General features: G+C 65.9%; 14 protein-coding genes. 4 read left to right on the plus strand and 10 right to left on the minus strand.

The window, feature by feature from the left end; all coding sequences use genetic code 11:
• Window positions 1-661 precede the first annotated feature (661 nt).
• Window positions 662-1,312 (minus strand): sulfotransferase family 2 domain-containing protein, encoded by a 651-nt coding sequence (locus ACTRWG_RS20480; RefSeq protein ID WP_462829861.1) that lies wholly within the window; start codon window positions 1,310-1,312, stop codon window positions 662-664.
• Between the two features lie 403 nt (window positions 1,313-1,715).
• Here ACTRWG_RS20480 and ACTRWG_RS20485 point away from each other — a divergent pair, with 403 nt between their 5' ends.
• The 3 genes from ACTRWG_RS20485 (at window position 1,716) to ACTRWG_RS20495 (ending at window position 6,246) form a co-directional block, all read left to right on the plus strand.
• Window positions 1,716-4,019: a hypothetical protein gene (locus ACTRWG_RS20485; RefSeq protein ID WP_462829862.1), complete on the plus strand. Its 2,304-nt coding sequence runs from the start codon at window positions 1,716-1,718 to the stop codon at window positions 4,017-4,019.
• Between the two features lie 39 nt (window positions 4,020-4,058).
• Window positions 4,059-5,168, plus strand: coding sequence for a glycosyltransferase family 4 protein (locus ACTRWG_RS20490; RefSeq protein ID WP_259973133.1), 1,110 nt, complete (start codon window positions 4,059-4,061; stop codon window positions 5,166-5,168).
• Window positions 5,169-5,244: 76 nt separating this feature from the next.
• A complete protein-coding gene (locus tag ACTRWG_RS20495) occupies window positions 5,245-6,246 on the plus strand; it encodes a glycosyltransferase (RefSeq protein ID WP_462829863.1) in 1,002 nt (333 codons plus the stop codon).
• Window positions 6,247-6,270: 24 nt separating this feature from the next.
• Here the strand turns inward: ACTRWG_RS20495 and ACTRWG_RS20500 are convergent, their stop codons facing one another.
• The 9 genes from ACTRWG_RS20500 to ACTRWG_RS20540 form a co-directional block, all read right to left on the minus strand.
• The gene (locus ACTRWG_RS20500; protein WP_259959517.1) at window positions 6,271-7,173 is read right to left on the minus strand and encodes a sulfotransferase family protein; all 903 of its coding nucleotides are present in this window, start codon (window positions 7,171-7,173) and stop codon (window positions 6,271-6,273) included.
• Between the two features lie 185 nt (window positions 7,174-7,358).
• A complete protein-coding gene (locus ACTRWG_RS20505) occupies window positions 7,359-8,735 on the minus strand; it encodes a hypothetical protein (RefSeq protein WP_259959518.1) in 1,377 nt (458 codons plus the stop codon).
• 198 nt (window positions 8,736-8,933) lie between these two features.
• A complete protein-coding gene (locus tag ACTRWG_RS20510; protein ID WP_259969819.1) occupies window positions 8,934-10,346 on the minus strand; it encodes a mannose-1-phosphate guanylyltransferase/mannose-6-phosphate isomerase in 1,413 nt (470 codons plus the stop codon).
• Window positions 10,347-10,653: 307 nt separating this feature from the next.
• A complete protein-coding gene (locus ACTRWG_RS20515) occupies window positions 10,654-10,914 on the minus strand; it encodes a hypothetical protein (protein ID WP_462829864.1) in 261 nt (86 codons plus the stop codon).
• Between the two features lie 174 nt (window positions 10,915-11,088).
• A complete protein-coding gene (locus tag ACTRWG_RS20520) occupies window positions 11,089-11,781 on the minus strand; it encodes a YjbF family lipoprotein (RefSeq protein WP_462829865.1) in 693 nt (230 codons plus the stop codon).
• On the minus strand, window positions 11,778-13,922 hold the full coding sequence (locus ACTRWG_RS20525; protein ID WP_462829868.1) for a YjbH domain-containing protein: 2,145 nt from the start codon (window positions 13,920-13,922) through the stop codon (window positions 11,778-11,780). The genes ACTRWG_RS20520 and ACTRWG_RS20525 overlap by 4 nt, the downstream gene beginning before the upstream one ends.
• 363 nt (window positions 13,923-14,285) lie before the next feature.
• Entirely contained in the window at window positions 14,286-16,178 is a 1,893-nt protein-coding gene (locus tag ACTRWG_RS20530; RefSeq protein WP_462829866.1) for a polysaccharide biosynthesis protein, read from the minus strand.
• A 289-nt stretch (window positions 16,179-16,467) separates the two neighbouring features.
• Entirely contained in the window at window positions 16,468-17,079 is a 612-nt protein-coding gene (locus ACTRWG_RS20535) for a sugar transferase (RefSeq protein ID WP_259959524.1), read from the minus strand.
• A 19-nt stretch (window positions 17,080-17,098) separates the two neighbouring features.
• Window positions 17,099-17,959 carry an NAD-dependent epimerase/dehydratase family protein gene (locus tag ACTRWG_RS20540; RefSeq protein ID WP_462829867.1) on the minus strand — a complete coding sequence of 287 codons (861 nt, stop codon included), beginning with the start codon at window positions 17,957-17,959 and terminating at the stop codon, window positions 17,099-17,101.
• A 125-nt stretch (window positions 17,960-18,084) separates the two neighbouring features.
• Here ACTRWG_RS20540 and ACTRWG_RS20545 point away from each other — a divergent pair, with 125 nt between their 5' ends.
• The gene (locus ACTRWG_RS20545) at window positions 18,085-19,203 is read left to right on the plus strand and encodes a polysaccharide biosynthesis/export family protein (protein WP_259959526.1); all 1,119 of its coding nucleotides are present in this window, start codon (window positions 18,085-18,087) and stop codon (window positions 19,201-19,203) included.
• The last annotated feature ends 53 nt before the right edge of the window (window positions 19,204-19,256 follow it).

Here is a 19,256-nt window from a genome sequence, read left to right on the forward strand (position 1 = left end):
TAGGTGTCCTCAAGAACCAGCGTGTCGCCAGCCTTGAATTTCTTGCTCGACAGCAGCGACGCAAACGCGCTGGAGACATCCTGACCTGCGGACCAGCCGAGGTCAGACGAATGCCAAACGGTCATGTGACTTCCTTTTAACTGCAATCAGCCGCCGAGTGGTGCGGCCGACCCTCATACATTCCGAAACAGCACACACCGGGGGGCGGGCCCTGGAAACGGGCCTGAAGCATCGGGAATATCCCGGGCGCTGCAGATAGTTCTGTCCCTCGCCGCCGGAACGCCGGCGTGCTGCTGAATTTGCCGCGGCCTATCGCGCAAAAGGGTTAACAGGAAGCCGGGAGCAGCTTGATGTCAAAAAGCCGGCTTTTTTTGGCCAATTCCGCGTTTGCCGTCCGCAATGAACCGCGCAAAGGCAGAAAGCTGCCGAAAAAGGCAGGCCAGCGCATCGACAATCTGACCGCAATCGGAGACAATACTTGCCTTTCCCAAGGCAGCAGCACTCAGAGGCGCCAGGCATCAGCCCTGAGCCGCCAGGTTTCCGGCGTGTCCGCAGCACGTCCGGAGCTCTTGTTCCCGGACTCTTTACAGCAAGCCAGCGGCGCCCTTCCGGAACCGGCGCAGCCATCGCGATGCTGTCCGCCGTATCAGGGCCGGATGTTTTAGTAGCCGATCTGATCAAAGTCATCGGCATAGACGCGGCGTATCGCCTGCCGGGCGTCCGGGCTGAGCTCTTCCCGGCCGCTTGTGGTGTTCTTGCGGGGCAGGGTCTCGGGCAGGCCGTATTGCCGGGCGAAGGGTTCCCATTCATCCTTCAGGGTCTCCAGCCGGAGGATATGCGTAACCGCACCATGAACACCGTTCAGGAACTCTGTTTGCGGCCGGAAGTGCATCCAGTTCCGGACCTCCGGCCGGTGCAGGTGCTCGGTTGCAAAGGTGTTGTGATCGCCATGCAGGTTCCGATTTGCCCACGCGCGGTCAACCCCGTTGCCGCCACCGTTCCTGAGGTAGCGGTAGGCGGACAGATAGCGCGCATACGGGTCCCGTGTAACGGCGAAGGTCGGCGGGATCTCCCGGCCCTGAGCCCATTTTTCATAGAATGCATATGTCTGATGGCCCCGTGTGCGCGCGACTCCAAGGCTCAAAATGCTGGAGCCGGCCGACTTTGGGATGTGAATGAAGATCAGCGGGGCCTGCCAAATGGTGTCCGGCGGACCGCGCCTCCTGGCCTTGGCCAAATCCCAACGCAGGCGCAAATCCCTGTACGTGCCGCGAAAACGCCCGCGCCAGCCATCAAGATCAATCATACTCATAATTTCCTCCAGAACTGGATTGACTACGGCAGAGGCTTCCGCACCGGTCAAGGGGGGCGGTGGCCATTACGGGCGCCTCTCGGAGCGGGTCTTGGCCAGCGGAACCGGTCCGCCGCGAGTGCGCAATTCCAGGGGCATTTCCGGCACGGGCAGCAGGGGGCCGATGCCGGAGAAAGGATTGGGCGGGACAGGTCCGGGCAACCCGGCAGCAGCAGCCCGGTTTGCCCGGACTTGGAATCCGTCGACTTTGCCACATAATTATGGATTGATGGCATTTATGGCGCTCTCAGGGATGCACGGGAGCGAGCGCGCTGAGCGGCCAAGTGTGATTTGGGTTAAGGGGTTTTGGTGTATGTACGCAAGACGGTCAGAGTTTGGGGATCATGCCCGGCCCAAGGAATCCTTGCCAGACTACGAAGTCTACAGCCTGCCGCACGACGGCGAGGGCGACGAGACTTTGGACACGCGCAAAATGGCGCTTGCCCTGTGGCGCGGGAAGCTGCTTCTGGCGGCCTTTGCCGGCGCCGGATTTCTGGCCGGATTGGCGCATGTCAGCCAGCAGGAGCCGGTCTACCGCGCGGTGACCAGCATCCTCTATGAGCCCGAACGGCTGCAGATCGTCGATGTCTCAGAGGCGCTGGTAAAGCCGGACACCGGTGCCGGTATCGGCAACCAGGTTGAAATCCTCAACTCCACCACCCTGCTGGGCAATATTGTCAGCGCGCTTGGCGAAGACACCATCCTGCCGGACAGGCAGGACAACGGCGGGGCGGCGGAAACCGGCAGGATCTGGGATACAGCCGCAGCCTGGCTGCTGGATGCGCTGCCAGACTCCGTTTCCAGCCAGCTGGAGCGGCTGGGCTTGGCTGCGCCAGCGGGTGCCGCCGCAGACGCAGCGCCGGCCCGGACAGAAGAGGAAGCGCAAGAAACGGCCGCGCGGGACGCCATCGGCCACCTGCGCAACAACCTTGAGATCGAGGTCATCAGCGGGTCCGGGGTGATCGAGCTGTACTACTACTCTTCGGACCCGGACAAGGCCGCTCTGATCGCCAACACGATCAGCGAGGAGTATATCGACTTTCAGAAAGTGTCGAAAAACCAGGACGTGCTTGCGGCCATCGACCTTGTGAAAAACCGCATCAAGGAGCTCAGGCAAAGCGTCGTGGAATCCGAGCGGGACCTGGAGAACACGCGCCTGGACCTGGCCCGGCGGCGCGCGCAGAGCGCGGAAATGACCGACGTTCAGCTTGCGGCGCACAATCAGGAGCTTGCGGCCATCCGGCTGCGCCTGTCCGACTCCCGCGCCCGCTTTGCACGGGCCGCAGCCGCGCTGGCGGAAGGAACGGATCTTTGGAGCGTGACGGAATTCCGGGAATCCGAATTGATCACCGACTTCCGCAGGCGGGAGATCGAAATCCGGGAAACCATTGCGCAAGAGCGCGCCATCAGCGGCAGTGTCGTGACTCCGTCCAGCGTGCGCAGCGCGGCCTTGCTTGGGCAGGCCCAGCAGAGCATCCGCGAGGAGGCGGCCTATATCGTCGCCGCGCTTGAGTTCGAGGTCGCGGCGCTGGAACAGCGGGAACAGCAGCTGGAGCGGATGGTCCGGGAACTGGAAATCACCTCGATCGAGCGGACCGCGGACGAGCTTTTCATCTCCCGACTGGAGCGCGAGGTGCTCGCCAACCAGACATTGCTGCAAACCTTCGTGGTGCGGCAGAAGGAAATTTCTGAACAGGCCAACCTGCAGTCGGCCGATGCCCGCGTCCTGTCCCGGGCCGAACCGCCTTCGTTTCCGGACCGGCAGGCCAGCAACCGCGTCCTGCTGGCGTCCAGCGCCGGCGCTCTGTTCATCTGCGCTCTGTTCCTGCTGCTGCGGGAGCGGATGAACAATTCGGTCCGCGACCCGCGCGACCTGGCGGAAATCACCCATTATCCCATTCTGACGTCGCTGCCGCTGACCGGCAGGCGCAGAAGCCTGCAGAAACGCGCGCGGGAATTCGTGACCCGCCCGAAGTGCCTGCTGGCCGAAAGCATCCGCAACCTGCGGACAAGCCTTCTGTACAGCGATCCCGACAACCAGCCGCAGGTTGTCATGCTGACGTCCTCGGTGCCCGGCGAAGGCAAAAGCGTCACCTCGTTTCTGACCGCTTTGGCCAGCCAGCACACGGAACATGACACCATTCTGGTCAGCTGCGACCTGCGCGATTCCTCCAATGCCCGGATCTATTCGAAATTTCCCAGGCTGGTCCCGTCCAAGGCAGCAAGCACCGGCCTGGTCAGCTACCTGCGCAATGACTGCAGCCTGGAAGAAGCGCTGGCAGTGCATCCGGAATCCGGGCTGCATATCCTGGCCGCCGGGAAAAAAGAGACCTTCCATGAAAGCCCGGCAGACATCCTGTCCTCGCCCAAGTTCACCAGGATGATTGCCGCCCTGCGCGAACAATACAAACTGGTTATTCTTGATGCGCCGCCTGTGCTGGTGGCGGCGGATGCCCGGCTTCTGGCCAGGATGGCGGATTCCGTTGTCTATCTGGTGCATTGGAACCGCACATCCAAGAACGCCGTCCGGGAAGGGCTGCGCGAGCTGCGCTCCGTAAACAGCCCGGTCGCCGGCTGCGTGCTGAGCATGGTGTCCCAATCCAAAGCCCGGAGATATGCGGATAATGAGTTCATCTATAAACAGCACTACGCGGGCTATTACAGCTAGCGGACCCGGCAGCCTGCGGTGATGAAGGTCTGCCACATAGTGGACAATGCCCGCCCCGGTGTCGGCGTGACCCAGGTCGTCTATGATCTGATGACCGCGGAAGGGGCTGAGTGCCGCGGCATCTTCACCGGCCGGAGCGACCTGGATGCGCGGTTTTCCGGGCTGATCAGCCAGGGGGCGGTCACATTGGCTGCGTCGCCGGTTGAGCTGGCGCGCGCCCTGCGAAGGCTCAAGCAGGACGGCTTCCGGCTGCTGCATGTCCACAGCCGCAAATCCGCCTGGCTGTGCATGCTGGCCCGGCTGTCCGGCTTCCGGATTGTGCGCACCCAGCATTTCGGAACCCTTGCCAGAGGCCGGCCGAAATGGCCGCAGCCCCTGGCCCGGCTGCGCAACGTCCTGACCGGAAGGACCTGGTGGATTGACCGCTGGGCCGCTGTGAGCGGGACCTCCAAACGCTATATTCAGACCCGCTGGGGGGTTCCGGACGAGCGCATTTCGATTGTCTGGAACGGTATCGACGTTGACAAGTTCACGCCGTGCCCGGCCGGCCGCCGGTCCGCGCTGCGGCAGCAGCTTGGCTGGGAGGAAGACTGGATCGTGCTGATCGCTGTCGGCTCCCTGGTTCCGCGCAAACGCCACAGCAGCATCATCAGGGCTTTTGCGGACATCCCGGACCGGCCCGGCAATGCCCGGCTGGTCATTCTCGGCGAAGGCCGCGAAAGGCCCCGGCTGGAACAGCTGGCGGCGGCCTGCGGCCTGGACGGCAAGGTCATCCTGCCGGGCAGGCAGGACGATGTGGCCGCTTGGGTGGCTGCATCCGACATCTTCGTGCATGCGGCGCTGGACGAAGCGTTCGGCCTGGCCGTTGCCGAGGCGATGGCCTGCGGCAAACCGGCAATTGCCGCAGGCTCCATGGGGCCGGCCGAAATCGTGGAGGACGGGGAAAACGGCCTGCTGGTTGCAGATGGCAGCGCCGAAGGGCTGTCCAGGGCCATGGCGCGCCTGATCGCGGACGGCGCCTTGCGGGCCCGGCTCGGGCAGACGGCCCGGCGCCATGCGGTGCAGCGCTATTCCTTGCCGGCCATGTGCCAAGGCTATGCCGCACTCTATCAAAGCGTGCTCCCGGCCCCGGGGGCGGCAAATGGCTGACAGGCTGCGGGAAACAGATGTGCTGCATGGGAGCGGGGCGGCAGGAGCGAAGCGGGGCCCCCGGCCGGGGGCCGCCATGAACATTCTCTGGGTCCTTCTGGGGCGGGAGGACAAGGCCAGTTCACGGGTCAGGGGCTACTGGGTTGCCGAAGCGCTGAAAGCCCGGGGCCATTCGGTCCGGATCCGGCACACGGAGCACCGCTTGCAGTATCTGTCCCTGCTGGCGGCCGCCCGGACGGCCGATGCGGTTATCTTCCAGAAGAAATACGGCCGCTACGACCTGCTGGCCGCCCGCGTGCTGCGGCTGCTGGGCAAGAAGGTGTTCTTTGACATCGACGATGCGCCAAGCCGCACCCGGGCCAGCGCCACGATGCAGCGGGCAAACAGGATGATGGCCCTGTCCAGCGGCGTGCTGGCGGGCAGCGGCGCTCTGGCCCGGCTTGCGCGGCCGCACCAGAGCGCCGTGCACCTGGTGCCCTCCGGCGTGCTGCTGGAAAACTACCGCGTCAAAACCCATGCGCCGGCAGACAGGATCTGTCTCGGCTGGATCGGCAACGGCGCGCATTACGCCGATGACTTGATCCGGATCCTGCGAAATCCCTTGCAGCGCATCGGCGCCCGGCGCCCCGTCACCTTCCGGATCGTGGGCGCCTGCGGGGTGCAGGAGCTGTATCAGGCCTTTGCGGGCATCGAGGGCGTGGCACTCGACTTCATCGACCAGATCCCATGGTCGGACCCCGGTGCCGTGGCCGATGCAATCGCCCCCTTCGACATCGGCCTCTACCCGCTCTCGCAGGGTCCTTTCAACGAATATAAATGCGCGTTCAAGGCCCTGGAGTATATGGCCAGCGGCCTGCCGGTTGCGGCCAGCGGGGTGGGCGCCAATGCCGAGACCGTCCTTGATGCAGAGACCGGGTTCCTGTGCCAGTCCGAGGAAGACTGGGTGCGCGCCATTGAAACCCTGGCTGGTGACGCGGATCTGAGGGCCCGTTTCGGGCGGGCCGGGCGGGCACGTGCCGAACAGCATTACGGCGTTGCCCGGCTGGCGGCCCGGCTCGAGGACATCCTGCAGGCCTGAGCCGCGGGGCGGCAGCGGGGCATGTCAATTGCCAGGGGCCGGCCGCAGGCTCCAGGGCCGCAGGTCCTGCCCGGTAAGCTCCTGCAGCTGTGCGATATCGGCCGCGTAGTAGCGGCGCAGCGCCTGCCAGGTGCCGGGGGCGACTTTCGGGCTGTCCAGCACTTTGCTGTAGATCTGTGCCCGCAGCTTCTCGCGCAGGATCCGCGGAACAAAACGCCGGATCCGGGCCTTGGGCAGGTTCAGCAGCCGCATCAGCAGCGCGCTGCGCGGCACGCCGCCCCGCTGGGTATGCACAATCGCCGGGCTGAAGTCCGGATCCACCTCCAGGAAGCGGTAGATCTGCTGCGCAACTTCCGCAGGCCTGGATTTGAGGTCGTCGAAATTGATGAAGTGGAGACGCTCCATGCCGAACACATCTATCCAGCTTTGCAGCAGATGGGCCTGCAGCCCTTTGCCCAAGCGCGACCGTTCCGACACCTCGGTAAACCCCTGGCCGGGATCAAGCCGCGCATCCTGAGTGACGAAATCCTCAAAACTGCCGCTGAAATAGCCGCTGCGCACACGGAAAAGATATTCGGAAAACATCCTTTCCGCCGGATCCCGGACGGCGATCAGGATGCGGGCATCAGGGGAATGGCTTGAGATCAGGCCGGGGACCTCGGAATGGTAGATGTAATGCGATGCCTCCCCGGCCCATTTGACCGCTCCGGCACCGGCAAAGAGCTCCTCATAGGGGCGGCGCGTCAGAAAGCGGCCATTCACCCTGCCTTCAACCGGCTCCCCTTTCTGCCGCAGTGCCTCAGCATACCAGAACATCGGCTCCTTGATCTCTGCCATGAAGATTTCGGGGTGCTGCGACAGCAGAAGGTAGATCGTTGTCGACCCGCATCGCATCCCGCCGATAAAAAACAGGTTCGGCATTGTCATGGTCTTGCCTCGCTTTCCACCGGCCATGTTTCGGGGACCTGAAAGCACAAGGGGCTATAAGAGCATCCGGCCGCCGAAACTTGAATATGTTCCGGTTTTGCGGCCTGGCAAGCGGATGGCCGGCCGGGCCGCTGCCTTGAGGCCCGGGAAGGCGGGCAGGGCGCGCGGTGTCACAGCGGCGGCGCTCAGCGCCGCACCCTGAACTCCCGCCCGATCGAGACAAAGACGGCATGGGACTGGGCCCGCGCGCCCGCAAGCTCTTCCCGCATGCGGTAGCGGTATCCCGTGTCCAGCGACCAGTCTTCCGTCAGCGCATATTTATACTCGGCCGTGAAACTGGCCCGGTCGGTGCTGCCGGCGGCCTCATCGGAGACCGTATAGCCCGCCTTGAGGCCGATGCTGGAGAGGCCGTTGATTTCATGAATGTAATCGACCAGCAGGGCGGTCCGCAGCACGTTGCCGTCGTCTTCGTCGAAATCGACCCAGCGCTGCAGCTGCGCATTGATGCCGCCGCGGGGCAGCTCCTGGCGCCAGCTGAGCGAGCCGATGATTTCCGATTGGCCGATGTCGGAATCCGCCGCCCCCAGCGTGGCTGACAGCGCGCCGTTCGGAAGCTCAAGGCTGCGGCCGGCAGTGAAGGTGCGGATGGTGCCATCGTCGGTGACATACTGTTCCGCTTCTGCGGTCACGGTGCCGTTGGGCATATCCCGCTCAAGGCGCAGCAGCGCTTCCAGGCCGCTGCTTGTCTCCGTGGCGCCGAATTCCCGGGTGTCGATCGAGGCATAGCCGAGATCCGCGTCCAGCCGCAGAACCGGGCTCACCTCCACGCTCAGCCCGGCATAGCCGCGCGATGTGTCGCGCCGGGTCTGTTCGGCATCTTCCGCCTCATACAGCCGGTAGCCCAGCCCCAGCCGGGCAACGGCCACCGGCGAAAGCCGGAAGCGCACCTCGGTCTCCGCCCCGCTCCGGTCGTTGTCAAACAGCTCCGGGTCGGTGGTGTCAGAGTACCGGAAAGCCAGGTAATCCGCACTGAACGACGCGCCGACAGGCGCATTGCGGCCCAGGTCCAGCGCCACCCCCGCGGTATAGCGCTCGCGGTTGCCTGTGCCGCTGAGCTCGTCCAGGTCCGGCGGCAGGTCGATCCCGCCATCGTCATCGGTAATGTCGTCAAGCGGCTCCAGGAACTCGATGTTGGTCTGCAGGTAGCCGGCATTGGCCTCAAACCCCGCGTCTGCGCCCTCGCGGCCATAGCTCAGATCAAGGCTCTGATTGTCCAGCCCGGACTCCGCGCCCGGCCCGCTCACGCCCCGCAGCACGCCCCCGGCAAGCAGCCCGAAGCGGTCCAGCCGGGTTTCCCGGGTCAGTCCGAAGGACAGCCCGGTCGAGGTGAAGGTCGTGCTGCCCGGGCTGACCGGGTCCAGCTCAAGGTTGTCGCTTGCTTCCAGGCCCTGGCTGAAGCCGAACACCATTTCCGTGCCGCCGTCCTGGGCCGCAGCGGGCAGCATCCAGCATACGTGAACCGCACCTGCCAGAATGCTGCGAGTGACCAAATGCCGTTTCACCAGTGCCTCAACCTTGCTTTTGTCTTTGCCGTCCCGGGCCAGCCGCAGCTGCGCCCTGACCGGCCCTTCGGCCGGCCTTTTGGACTGTGTACCGCTTTGCAGGCTGCGGGCCGCAGAAAAGCAGCCCCCGGGCGGGGATTAGTTTTCCCCTGTATTGGGATTGCAACATGCAGCGCCCCCGCCGTGCGCCGGCCGCGGCTAGTTCCGGTTATAGACGTCTTCATAGCGGACGATATCGTCTTCGCCCAGATAGGCGCCGGTCTGCACCTCGATCAGGTACATCGGGACTTTGCCGGTGTTTTCCATCCGGTGGACGGCCCCCAGCGGCACATAGACCGACTGGTTCTCCGACAGCAGCTTGACCGTCTCGCCCACGGTCACCTGCGCGGTGCCGGCAACCACGATCCAATGCTCCGAGCGGTGCATGTGGCTTTGCAGGCTCAGGATGCCGCCCGGCTTGACCATGATCCGCTTGACCTGGAACCGCTCCCCCAGGCACAGGGTTTCATACCACCCCCACGGCCGGTAGAAGCGGGGGTATTCCTCGGCCTGCGGCACCGCGTTTTCCCGCAGCGCCTCCACCGCTGTCTTGACGTCCTGGGCGTGGTCCAGGCTGGCGACCAGAACCGCGTCCCGCATGGCCACCGCCACAATGTTCTTCAAGCCCAGCCCGACCAGCCGGATATTGTCCTCTTCGCTCCGCAGCAGCGTGTTCTCGCAGCTAATCGCCGTCACCGGACCCGCTTCCGACAGCCGGTCCGGCCCGTCTGCCGAGACCGCATGCAGGGAATCCCAGCTGCCCAGGTCGGACCAGTCAGAGGCCAGCGGCACCGCCACGACGTTCTCGGCCTTGCTGATGATTGCATCATCAATCGAGACCGCCCCGATCTCCTCGTAAGGGCCGGCGCCAAGCCGGAAGAACCCAAGGTCTTCTTCCCCCTGCGCCAGCGCCGCATCGCACAGCGCCAGCATATGCGGGGCATGCAGCTTGTAGGCCTCAAGGATATCGCAGACCCGGAACAGGAACATCCCGGCGTTCCACAGGACGTTGTCCTGCTCCAGCAGCCCGGCGGCTGTCTGCCGGTCCGGCTTTTCCAGGAAGCCGGACAGCGCAACAGCCTGCCCGGCGGCGGCCGGCTCCGCCAGCTTGAGGTAGCCAAAACCCGTCTCGGGGCGGTCCGGCGCCACCCCGAAGGTGACCAGCGCCCCCTCCTGCGCCGCCTTTGCCGCCACCGCCACCGAGGCGAGAAACCCATCCGTGTCGCGGATCATGTGATCCGACGGCGCCACCAGCATCAGCGCCCCGGGCTGGTCCTTGAGGGTCAGCGCCGCCGTCAGAACCGCCGGGGCGGTGTTGCGCATGGCCGGCTCCAGGATGATGCGCCCGTCCAGAAGCCCCAAGGCCGCCGCCTGTTCTTCCACCAGAAAGCGGAAATCTTCGTTGGTGACAAAGACCGGCGCGTCAAAATCCGGTCCGCTCAGGCGGGAGAGCGCATTCTGAAAAAGGCTTTGCTTGCCTGCAAATGCGGCAAACTGCTTTGGAAAAGCCCGCCGCGAACTGGGCCAAAGCCGTGTCCCCGAACCGCCGCAAAGGATAACAGGATAAATCATTAAGCGCTCTCCAAACACATTGTTCAGCTATCTTGAAACTATCCATGATCAATCTTTCGCCTGCAAGAACAGCCGCCGCATCCGCTGCGGTTTCCGGACTGCTCCCCGTGCTTTGACCCAGCCGGGGCCGCCGGCTGGCAGGTTAAATAACATAATCCCTATTACCGGATGAATTCGCAGCGCCTTGCGTATTCTATTCCGGGTTGCGAAAGCCCGCTGTTTTGCCGGGGCCCGCGGAAACAGAAAACGGGCCCTGAAAGGCCCGTTTCCGTGAAACCATGCCCGCGCCTGCGGCGCGGCAAAGCGCTTAGTTGGTGGTGGTGGTGGTGGTGGTGGTGCCGACTTCGTCGTCGTCATTGGCAACCACGCCCAGAACAACCAGGCCTGCAACCACGCCGGCCACGGCGCCGGCGCTCAGGCCGCCGGCAACGCCCATGCCCATGCCGCTGCCGCTGCCGCCAGCGCCAGCGCCGGCTTGCGCGCCGGGGGCCGCCGGGACCTGCTGAGCCGAAACGGCAGTGGCCGAAGCCAGGGCGGCCAGGGTCAGGGCAGTCAGAAGATTTTTCATTTTCAAACTCCTTTGGAGAACTGTGGAAAGGTGCGTTGAGGCGACCTTATGGGAGGCGGGTGCCCATTTCAACGCATGGAATAGCTGCAAAACTCTTGAAATCCGGTTTGCGTTGCGGATTTTTTCTCCCCGTTGCCGCAAAGCCGCGGGAACCGGGCGGAAAATGGCCCCGCCTCAGAGCCGCAGCTGGCGGATTTTCACATAACCCGTCTCCGGCCCGGCCCATTGCCGCGATTGCCAGATCTGATTGCGCCCGGGGCGGGAATCAACCCAGTAATCGTTGACCACCGCCCCGCCGCTGCCTTCGCAGCGCTCCTGCAGATGGCGGGCGGGATGGGTGATTTCGACGATCTCCACCGGTTCCGGGCCCAGGTCGTGCAGGCTGCAGGCCATGTTCAGCACCGCCTGGCCGTTTCCGTTTGCCCGCACCGTATAGCGCCGGGCGCCGCCATGCGCCGGGCCCGCCACCCCGTCCGCGGCGGGCACCTGCGCCGACAGCAGCCCGCCGCCCAGGCCGCGGGTGGCGATCACCATCCCCTGCCGGAAAGCAAGCGACACATTGTCCAGGGTGCGCCAGACCTCGATCTGCCCGGGATGGCTGTCGCGGCGCTGCAGGGCGCGGGTCAGATAGGCCTTGGCCCCGCGGTTCTCGATGGTGACCTCGATATAGGCCTGGGTCTGCTGGTCCAGCAGTGCCCGGGTCAGCTTGGCCGGCTGCGGCGGCGGATTGCGGCGGCGGCTGATCAGATCCCCCACTGCCTGCGCCACCTCCAGCTCTGCCGGGGTCTTTTCCGGCCCCCTGCTGCAGCCTGCCAGCAGCAGCGCCGCTGCGGCCAGGGCGGCGGCGGTGAAACGGATCATGCTCATTCCCAGAACCTCGCGCGCTGTTCTTCCAGACTGCGGCGGTGGGCCTCTCGCACCGATCCGTAAAGCCGGTCCGGCACCGCCACCCGCTGGCCGCCGTCGCGCTGGGTCGGGCGGATGGTCAGCCCGAAGCCCGAACGGGACGGCTTGCCCAGAAGCCAGTCCACCGGGATGCGGAAGCGGAACCCCTTGTCAAAGGAACCCTCGCCGAAGTCCTCGGAGGAGACATTGGTGAGGGTGAAGAAGCCGCCGACCATGAAGCCGTTGTCGAATTCGCGGTTGAGGCTGAAGGTGCCGCCGTAGTCGCCCGCCAGGTAGCGGCCGGCATCGATCTGCACCAGGTAGCCCTTGGGCAGTTCGTAATAGGCCGAGGCATGGCCGGTGAAGGTGCGGTAATCGCGGAATCCGAAGCGCTGGTCGAAATCGCGCTGCACCACGTAATTGGCCTCCAGCCCCAGGCCGAGGCGGCTGTTCACCGGCTTCCACAGCACCTCGCCCGAGACGCCGCCGTACATGCTTTCGAACAGGCCCGTGGTGGCGCGGGCATAGAGGTTGCGGCCCGGCTTCCACAGGCGGCTCACGTAGAGGTTTTCCAGGGTGGTGCCGAACTGCGCGTATTCCACCTGGTCGGTGCGCACATGCGGCAGCACCGAATTGGAGGCGCGGCCGTTCTTTACATTGCCCCAGATGCGCTGGCGGATGGTGCCGGCAATGCGCCAGCCCGGCGCGGGCGAATAGGAGGCGGCGAAATCAAGCCCCGCATCCAGCCGGAACGGCTGCGCCGGGTCGAAATAGGCCGGTTTGGTATAGGGGCTGACGGAGGTGGCAAAGGCCGGGTACAGCTCCCCCGAGAAGATCGCGTCTTCCGGCAGCGGCCCGGCATCCTGCACCCCGGCCGCGGCATAGAGCGCATCCGCAGCCTCCGGATCGAACTCCAGCGCCTCCAGATCCGAGCGGCGGATCTCGATCGCCGCAAGGCCGATGCCGCGGCGCACCGGCACCAGGCGGAAGGTCTCCACCGAAGGCGGCAGCGTCTGCGCCAGGGCGCGGGCGGCGCGGCCCGCCGCCTGCGAGGCCGAGCGGTAGCGGTTGTTGCGGTAGCGCAGCTCGGCCGTGGTGCCGGTGAAGGCGATCGCCTCCAGCACCAGCCCGTCCGCCTTCAGCGCCTCCGCCGCCAGGTCGCGGATCTGGCGGGTCTTGTTTTCGCTGGCGGCCCAGTCCTGGCGCCAATGGCTGTCCTGGGTTGCCCATTGGCTGCGCGGGATGACGGGATGCGGCGCAGGCACCGCCATCGGGGTCGGCGGCTGGTTCGGGTTGAGCTGGATCTGCGCAGTAAAGCCGATCTCCGAGCCGTAGAGGTAATAGGCGCCCAGGCGCAGCCGGTCGGAATACTGGTATTCCACCCCGTAGTTGAGCGAGGATTTGCGCTCGAACACATCGGAGGCCTCGGTTTCTGTCTCATAGGCGTCGGTGGAATATTCCGCCTTCAGGCTCCAGCGCGCATCGGGCTGCCATTCAAAGCCGGCAAAGGGCGCCACATCGCCGCGGAACCACTGGTCGGTGGCCAGCTTGCCGCCGGTGCTGCCGCCGACAAAGCTGGGGCGCGGGCCGCCGGTCGAGCCGATGGCGCCGTGGCTGCCCAGCCGCCCCCAGCCAAGCCCCGCGGTGAGCTTCAGCCGCCCCGGCGCGCGGCCCCAGCCCAGGGCGGCGGCCTCGAACCGTTTGGTGGCGGCAAAATATTCCGCCGCATAAACACCGGTGCCGGCAAAATCCTGCAGCCCCAGGGTGACCTCCGGCAGCCAGCGCCGCTCGCGCCACAGCCGGGCGCGCACGTCGAAGCCGCGGTCGTAATAGGTGTCAAAGCCGAACAGCCCCAGATCCTGGATGCCGTTGTAGCGGAAGGAGGCGCTGAGCCAGGGCAGCGCCTGGAAGGTGATGTTGTAGCGCGAGGTGCCGCCGAACCAGGAATAGGTGACCGCATACTGGCCGTCGGGCAGCATCTCGGCGCTTGGCATGTCGATGATGCCGGGGCTGCCATAGAAGTTGAGGCTGGGCGGCGGCAGCGGTTTCAGCCGCGGTGCTGCCGCTTCGGTGCCCGGCGCGGCGCCATGGCCTGCGCGGGTGATCTCCGGCCCCAGCGCCAGGCCCGGCTGGGCCGCCAGGCACAGCACCGCGGCCGGGGCGGCCAGCGTTTTGGCCCGGAATCTGGCCCGGAATCTGGCCCGGAATTTCGCCTGAGATACAGCCAGTGACCCGGCCAGCGGCGCGGTCCTGTGCACGGTCCTGTGCAGAAGGGTCTTGATCGCGGTCACGGGAAACCTGCCTTTTGGAACTGCCTGTGCCGGGTCTCGCTGTCCCGGCCTTCTCACCTGCTGCCCCGCTTAGAGCATGGATGGCGGGGGCGGATCAATTGCCGCGTCACCCGGCGGCAGAGGTTTCGCCGCCAGTGCAGCCCCAAGGCCGCACCGTCCCGGGATATGCGGCTCTGTCCTTGGGGGGTTACAGGCTCAGGAGCTCTTGCGGCCCGCTTGCGGCGGCTGGCAATAGCCCTCGACCCAGCGCTGGATCACCTGCCGCGCCGCCGCCTCGTCGCCGGCCGCCACCGCCTGGCGCAGGCTGCGCAGGAAACCGGCCACCTCGATTTCCGACAGCACGGTCTCACGGGCGCAGAAAATTTTCTGGTGGCGGGTGTGGACCAGCTCCTCGGACAGGGTCAGCTCCTCCTCCATCTTCTCGCCGGGGCGCAGCCCGATGATATCAATGGCGATATCGCCGTCCGGGTTGTCCGCGTCGCGCACGGAATGGCCGGCGCTTTCGATCACCTGGCGGGCCAGCTGCAGGATCGGCACCGGCTCGCCCATGTCCAGCACAAAGACCTCGCCGCCCTGGGCCATGTCGCCCGCCTGCAGCACCAGCTGCACCGCCTCGCTGATGGTCATGAAGAAGCGTTTCACATTCGGGTCGGTCACGGTGACCGGGCCGCCGCGGCTGATCTGCTCCTGAAACAGCGGCACCACCGAGCCGCTTGATCCCAGCACATTGCCGAAGCGCACCATGGTGAACACGGTTTTCTGCCCGTGTTTCTGCCCGGGGCGGGTGGCCAGGTCCTGCACGATCAGCTCTGCCATCCGCTTGGAGGCGCCCATCACATTGGCCGGGTTCACCGCCTTGTCGGACGAAATCAGGATAAACCGCTCAACCCCGGCCCGGGCGGCGGCGCGCGCCAGGGTCTGGGTGCCGAAGACATTGTTGGCCAGGCCCGGCAGCGGGTTGGCCTCGACCAGCGGCACATGTTTGTAAGCGGCGGCATGCAGCACCACCTCCACCCCGTGCCGGTTCAGCACCATCCGCACCTGGCGCGGATCGGTGACCGAGCCCAGGACCGGCACCAGCTCGATGCCTGCCGCCTCGGCCAAGGGGCCAAGCTCCTGATGCACAGTGTAAAGCGCCAGTTCGCTCAGTTCGAACAGCACCAGTTTCGCGGGCCGGCAGGTCAGCACCTGGCGGCACAGTTCCGAGCCGATCGAGCCGCCGGCGCCGGAGACCAGCACCGCCTTGCCCTGGTAAGAACCCGCCGCCTCTTTCAGCGGCACATTGCGCGCGGCGCGGCCCAGAAAGGCCTGCGGCGCCACCGGCGTCAGCTTGTCGACCAGCGCCTCCTCGCCGATCAGCTGCGCAAAGGAGGGCAGCGCCTGCACCTCCAGCCCCAGCTGCTGCAGCCGCTGGGTGATCTGCGCCTGGCGCGGCTGGCTTTGCGACGGCATCGCCAGGAGCACCCGGCGGATCTGGCGCGCCTGCACGATCTCGGCGATCCGGGCCGGAGAAAACACCGGCAGCCCGACCAGGGTCAGCCCCTGCAAGGAGGAATTGTCATCGGCAAAGGCGACCGGATCGATGCCGTCATGCGCCTTCAGCGCCTGCGCCAGCTGGGTGCCGGTATTGCCGGCCCCGTAGATCAGCACCCGGCAGCGCGGATTGGCGCGGCGGTAGACCATCAGCACCAGCTGCAGCATCGCCGCGCGGGCCACCACCATGGACAGGAAATAGCAGATCGCAAACACCACATGGGTGCCGGAGGGCAGGGCCGGGCCGAAGACGGCCGTCAGCAGCGCCAGCGCCAGCGCAGTGCCGCCCGCCAGAAGCCCGCTTTGCACCGCGGCGTGGCGCTCATAGGCGTTGAGCTGCACATGCGGCAGCCCAAGCCACAGCGCCATCCCGGCGGCGGCGGCCATCACATAGGGCAGCACCGGCAGCAGCGACACAAGGGTGGTGAGCGCCGGATCCGGCAGCGGCTGCACCTGGAGGGTGAACAGCAGCGCCAGCGGCAGCAGGGCCAGGTCTGCCGCCAGGAAGACATAGGATTTCTGCCTGCGCGACAGCGCGCTGATCAGATTGTACATGCTGTCCTGCCCTCGAATGCCCGCATTTTTTATCCTGTTATATCCCGTTGCCCGCCCGGGCAGCTTCCACTGCCGGATAGCAGAAAAAACCTAAAGCAAATATGGCCGAAGACGCTGAAATCCGCTGCGCGGCCCATTAAACACAGTTCCTATCATAACCGGTTTTCCCTGTCCCGCAAAACGGACAGCGGCGGAAAACCGCCGGGCTGCCCCGGTGTCCCCGCCCGCCCGGCGCCAGCCCGCCACCGGTCCGGCTGCGCAGGCTATACGGGAATCATTCAGCACGCATCTACCCCCGGCGGAAGATATTGCCAATGGTCTGAAACACCAGGTCAAAGTCGAAACACATGCTCTGGTGGCGCTGATAGATCAGATCCAGCCGCGCTTTCGCCGGCACGCAGAGCCGGGAATAGACCGTATGGGTCTCCTCCGGCGTGCGGCAGCGCGCCAGCAGCGCCGCCTCATGCTTGTGATAGGTGATCGAGGCCAGGCCGGTGACGCCGGGGCGCGATTTCAGCACCTGTGCGTAAAGCTCAGGGTGCGCCTCGACATACTGGCGCAGCGGCGGGCGCGGCCCGACAAAGGAGATATCGCCCTTGAGGATGTTCCACAGCTGCGGGAACTCATCCAGCCGCTTGGAGCGCAGCCAGGCGCCGGTGCGGGTGATGCGGGCGGATTTGTCGCCGCCCGACACGCCCGCATCGGCATCCACCACGTTCATGGTCCTCAGCTTCCACAGCATAAAGGGCTGATCGACCCCCTTCATCCGCTCCGCCACATAAAACAGCGGCCGCCCCTCCTTCCACAAAAGCCAGCCCATCAGCAGCAGCAGGACAGGCCCCAGCACCAGGATCAGCAGGGTGGCAAAAAACAGGTCAAACAGCCGTTTGCGCCAGGTCATATTGTTGTGTGCTCCAAGGTTATCTCTCCGCCATTTCATGCTCTAACAGGGCCCATTCCGCCGCCATCTGCACCGGATCCGCCGCCGCCAGCGGCGCCGGCAGCAGCGCCTGCAGGCGGGCCGCGTCCAGCGCCACCTCCGGGATCGCGGCGGCCGGGGCTGCCCGGACGGCAAAGGGCCTGCCCGCCGCCTGCAAGAGCGCGCCCATCTCCACCGCCCCCGGCTGCGCCAGGTTCAGCACCGGCGGCAGCGCCGGCGCCGCCAGCAGCGCCGCCAGCACCTCAGCCAGCGTGCGGGCGCCGATATAGCTGCGCCGCGGGGTGCGGCCACCGGCAAAGCGGTCCAGGGTGAACCCGGGCCGCCAGCCGCCCAGGGCAGCATCCAGCCCGGCAATATTGCCGATCCGCAGGGAACAGACCTGCGCGCCCAGTTCCGCGCCAAGCGCTGCCGCGCGCGCCTCCATCTCCGCCTTGGCGGCGCCATAGGCATTGGCGGGGCACAGGGCTGCGTCCTCTGCCAGCAGGCCGCCCCGGGCGCCGTACACCGCCGCCGAGGACGCCAGCAGCACCCGGGCGCCCGCGGACGCGCCTGCCCGCACCGCCGCTTCACCGAGGCGGACATGGTCTGCCATGTCTGCGTCTGCACCGCCCCGGCCCGGCACCGGTCCGGCGAGGCAGAGAAGGACCGCCGCGCCCTCCGCGGCGCGCGCCAGCGCCGCCGGCTCCGCCAGCGGATCGAAAATGTGCCAGTCTCCGGTGCTGTTTCCTGCCTGCGCCCGCCGCGCCTGCAGCCGCAGATGCAGCCCCTGCGGCGGGCACAGCTGCAGCAGCCGGCCGATGCGCCCTGTTGCGCCCAGAACCATTACGGCGGGATTTGCCATTGCTGCTGCCCGTTTCTGTTGAACCCTCTGCCTCAGCCCAGTATCCTTTGCCTGGACAAAAATCAAAGCGGTTCCCCCGGACCAAACCGGGGCGGTTCCCAGAGCAGCTCAATGACAGGCGCCCGATGCTGAAACTCCTTCCCTGGCTGGCCGCTGCCGGCCTGATCCTCCTGCCCGCAGCCTGCTCGCGCCTGCCCGGCGGTGCCCCGGCCAGCGAGGAGATCCTGAAAGAATCGGGGGAGGCTGATGCCAATTTCGCGCTCTACCAGGTGAACCGGGCGCTGCTGCCGACGGTAGCGGCCTGGCCTGCCACCGGCAAACAGGAGCGGCTGGGCTGGCTGCCGCGGCACCAAGGCGCCAAGACCCAGATCATCCAGCCCGGCGATCTCTTGTCGCTCAGCATCTGGGACAGCAACGACAATTCGCTCTTGACCGCAGCCGAGCAGAAGATGGTGCAGCTGCAGGACATGAAAGTGGCCGCCAACGGCGCCATCTTCATGCCCTATGTGGGCGATGTGAACGTCAACGGGCTGACCCCGGACCTGGCCCGCGCCAAGCTGCAGCAGGCGCTGGAGCCGGTGGTGCCGTCGGCCCAGGTGCAGCTGGCGATGGCCGAGGGGCGCAGCAATTCGGTCGATCTGGTCTCCGGTGTCGCCCAGCCCGGCACCTACCCGATGCCCGACCGCAACTACACGGTGATGGGGCTGATCTCGGCGGGCGGCGGCATCAGCTCCAGCCTCAACAACCCGCAGATCCGGCTGGTGCGCGGCCAGTCGATCTATGGCACCTCGGTCGACAACCTGCTGAACAACCCGCGGCTGGACACCCTGCTGCGCGGCGGCGACCGGGTGTTTGTCGAGGAGGACGAGCGCTATTTCCTCTCCTTCGGCGCCACCGGCGAGGAAGACCTGCACATTTTCACCAAGGACGAGATGTCGGCGATGGACGCGATGTCGGTGGCGGGCGGCTTCCAGGACGGCAAGGCCGATCCCAAGGGGCTTTTGATCCTGCGCGAATACCCGGCCTCCGCAATTGCGCCCGGCGTGCGCGGGCCGCGCCAGCAGCGGGTGGTGTTCTCGCTCGATCTGACCTCGGCGGACGGGCTGTTCTCGGCACGCAAGTTCCAGATCAACCCGGGCGATCTGGTGATGGCCACCGAGTCGCCGATCAACGACGCGCTCACCATCTCCAACATCTTCGGCAACTTCTTCGGCATCTTCAGCCGCACCGGCATCATCGAATGATCCGGGCCTGAAACGCGCCTGAAACGCACTGGAAACGGGCTCGAACCAGGATC

The sequence above is a fragment of the Leisingera sp. G5_S3_59_S7 genome, from assembly GCF_054968485.1.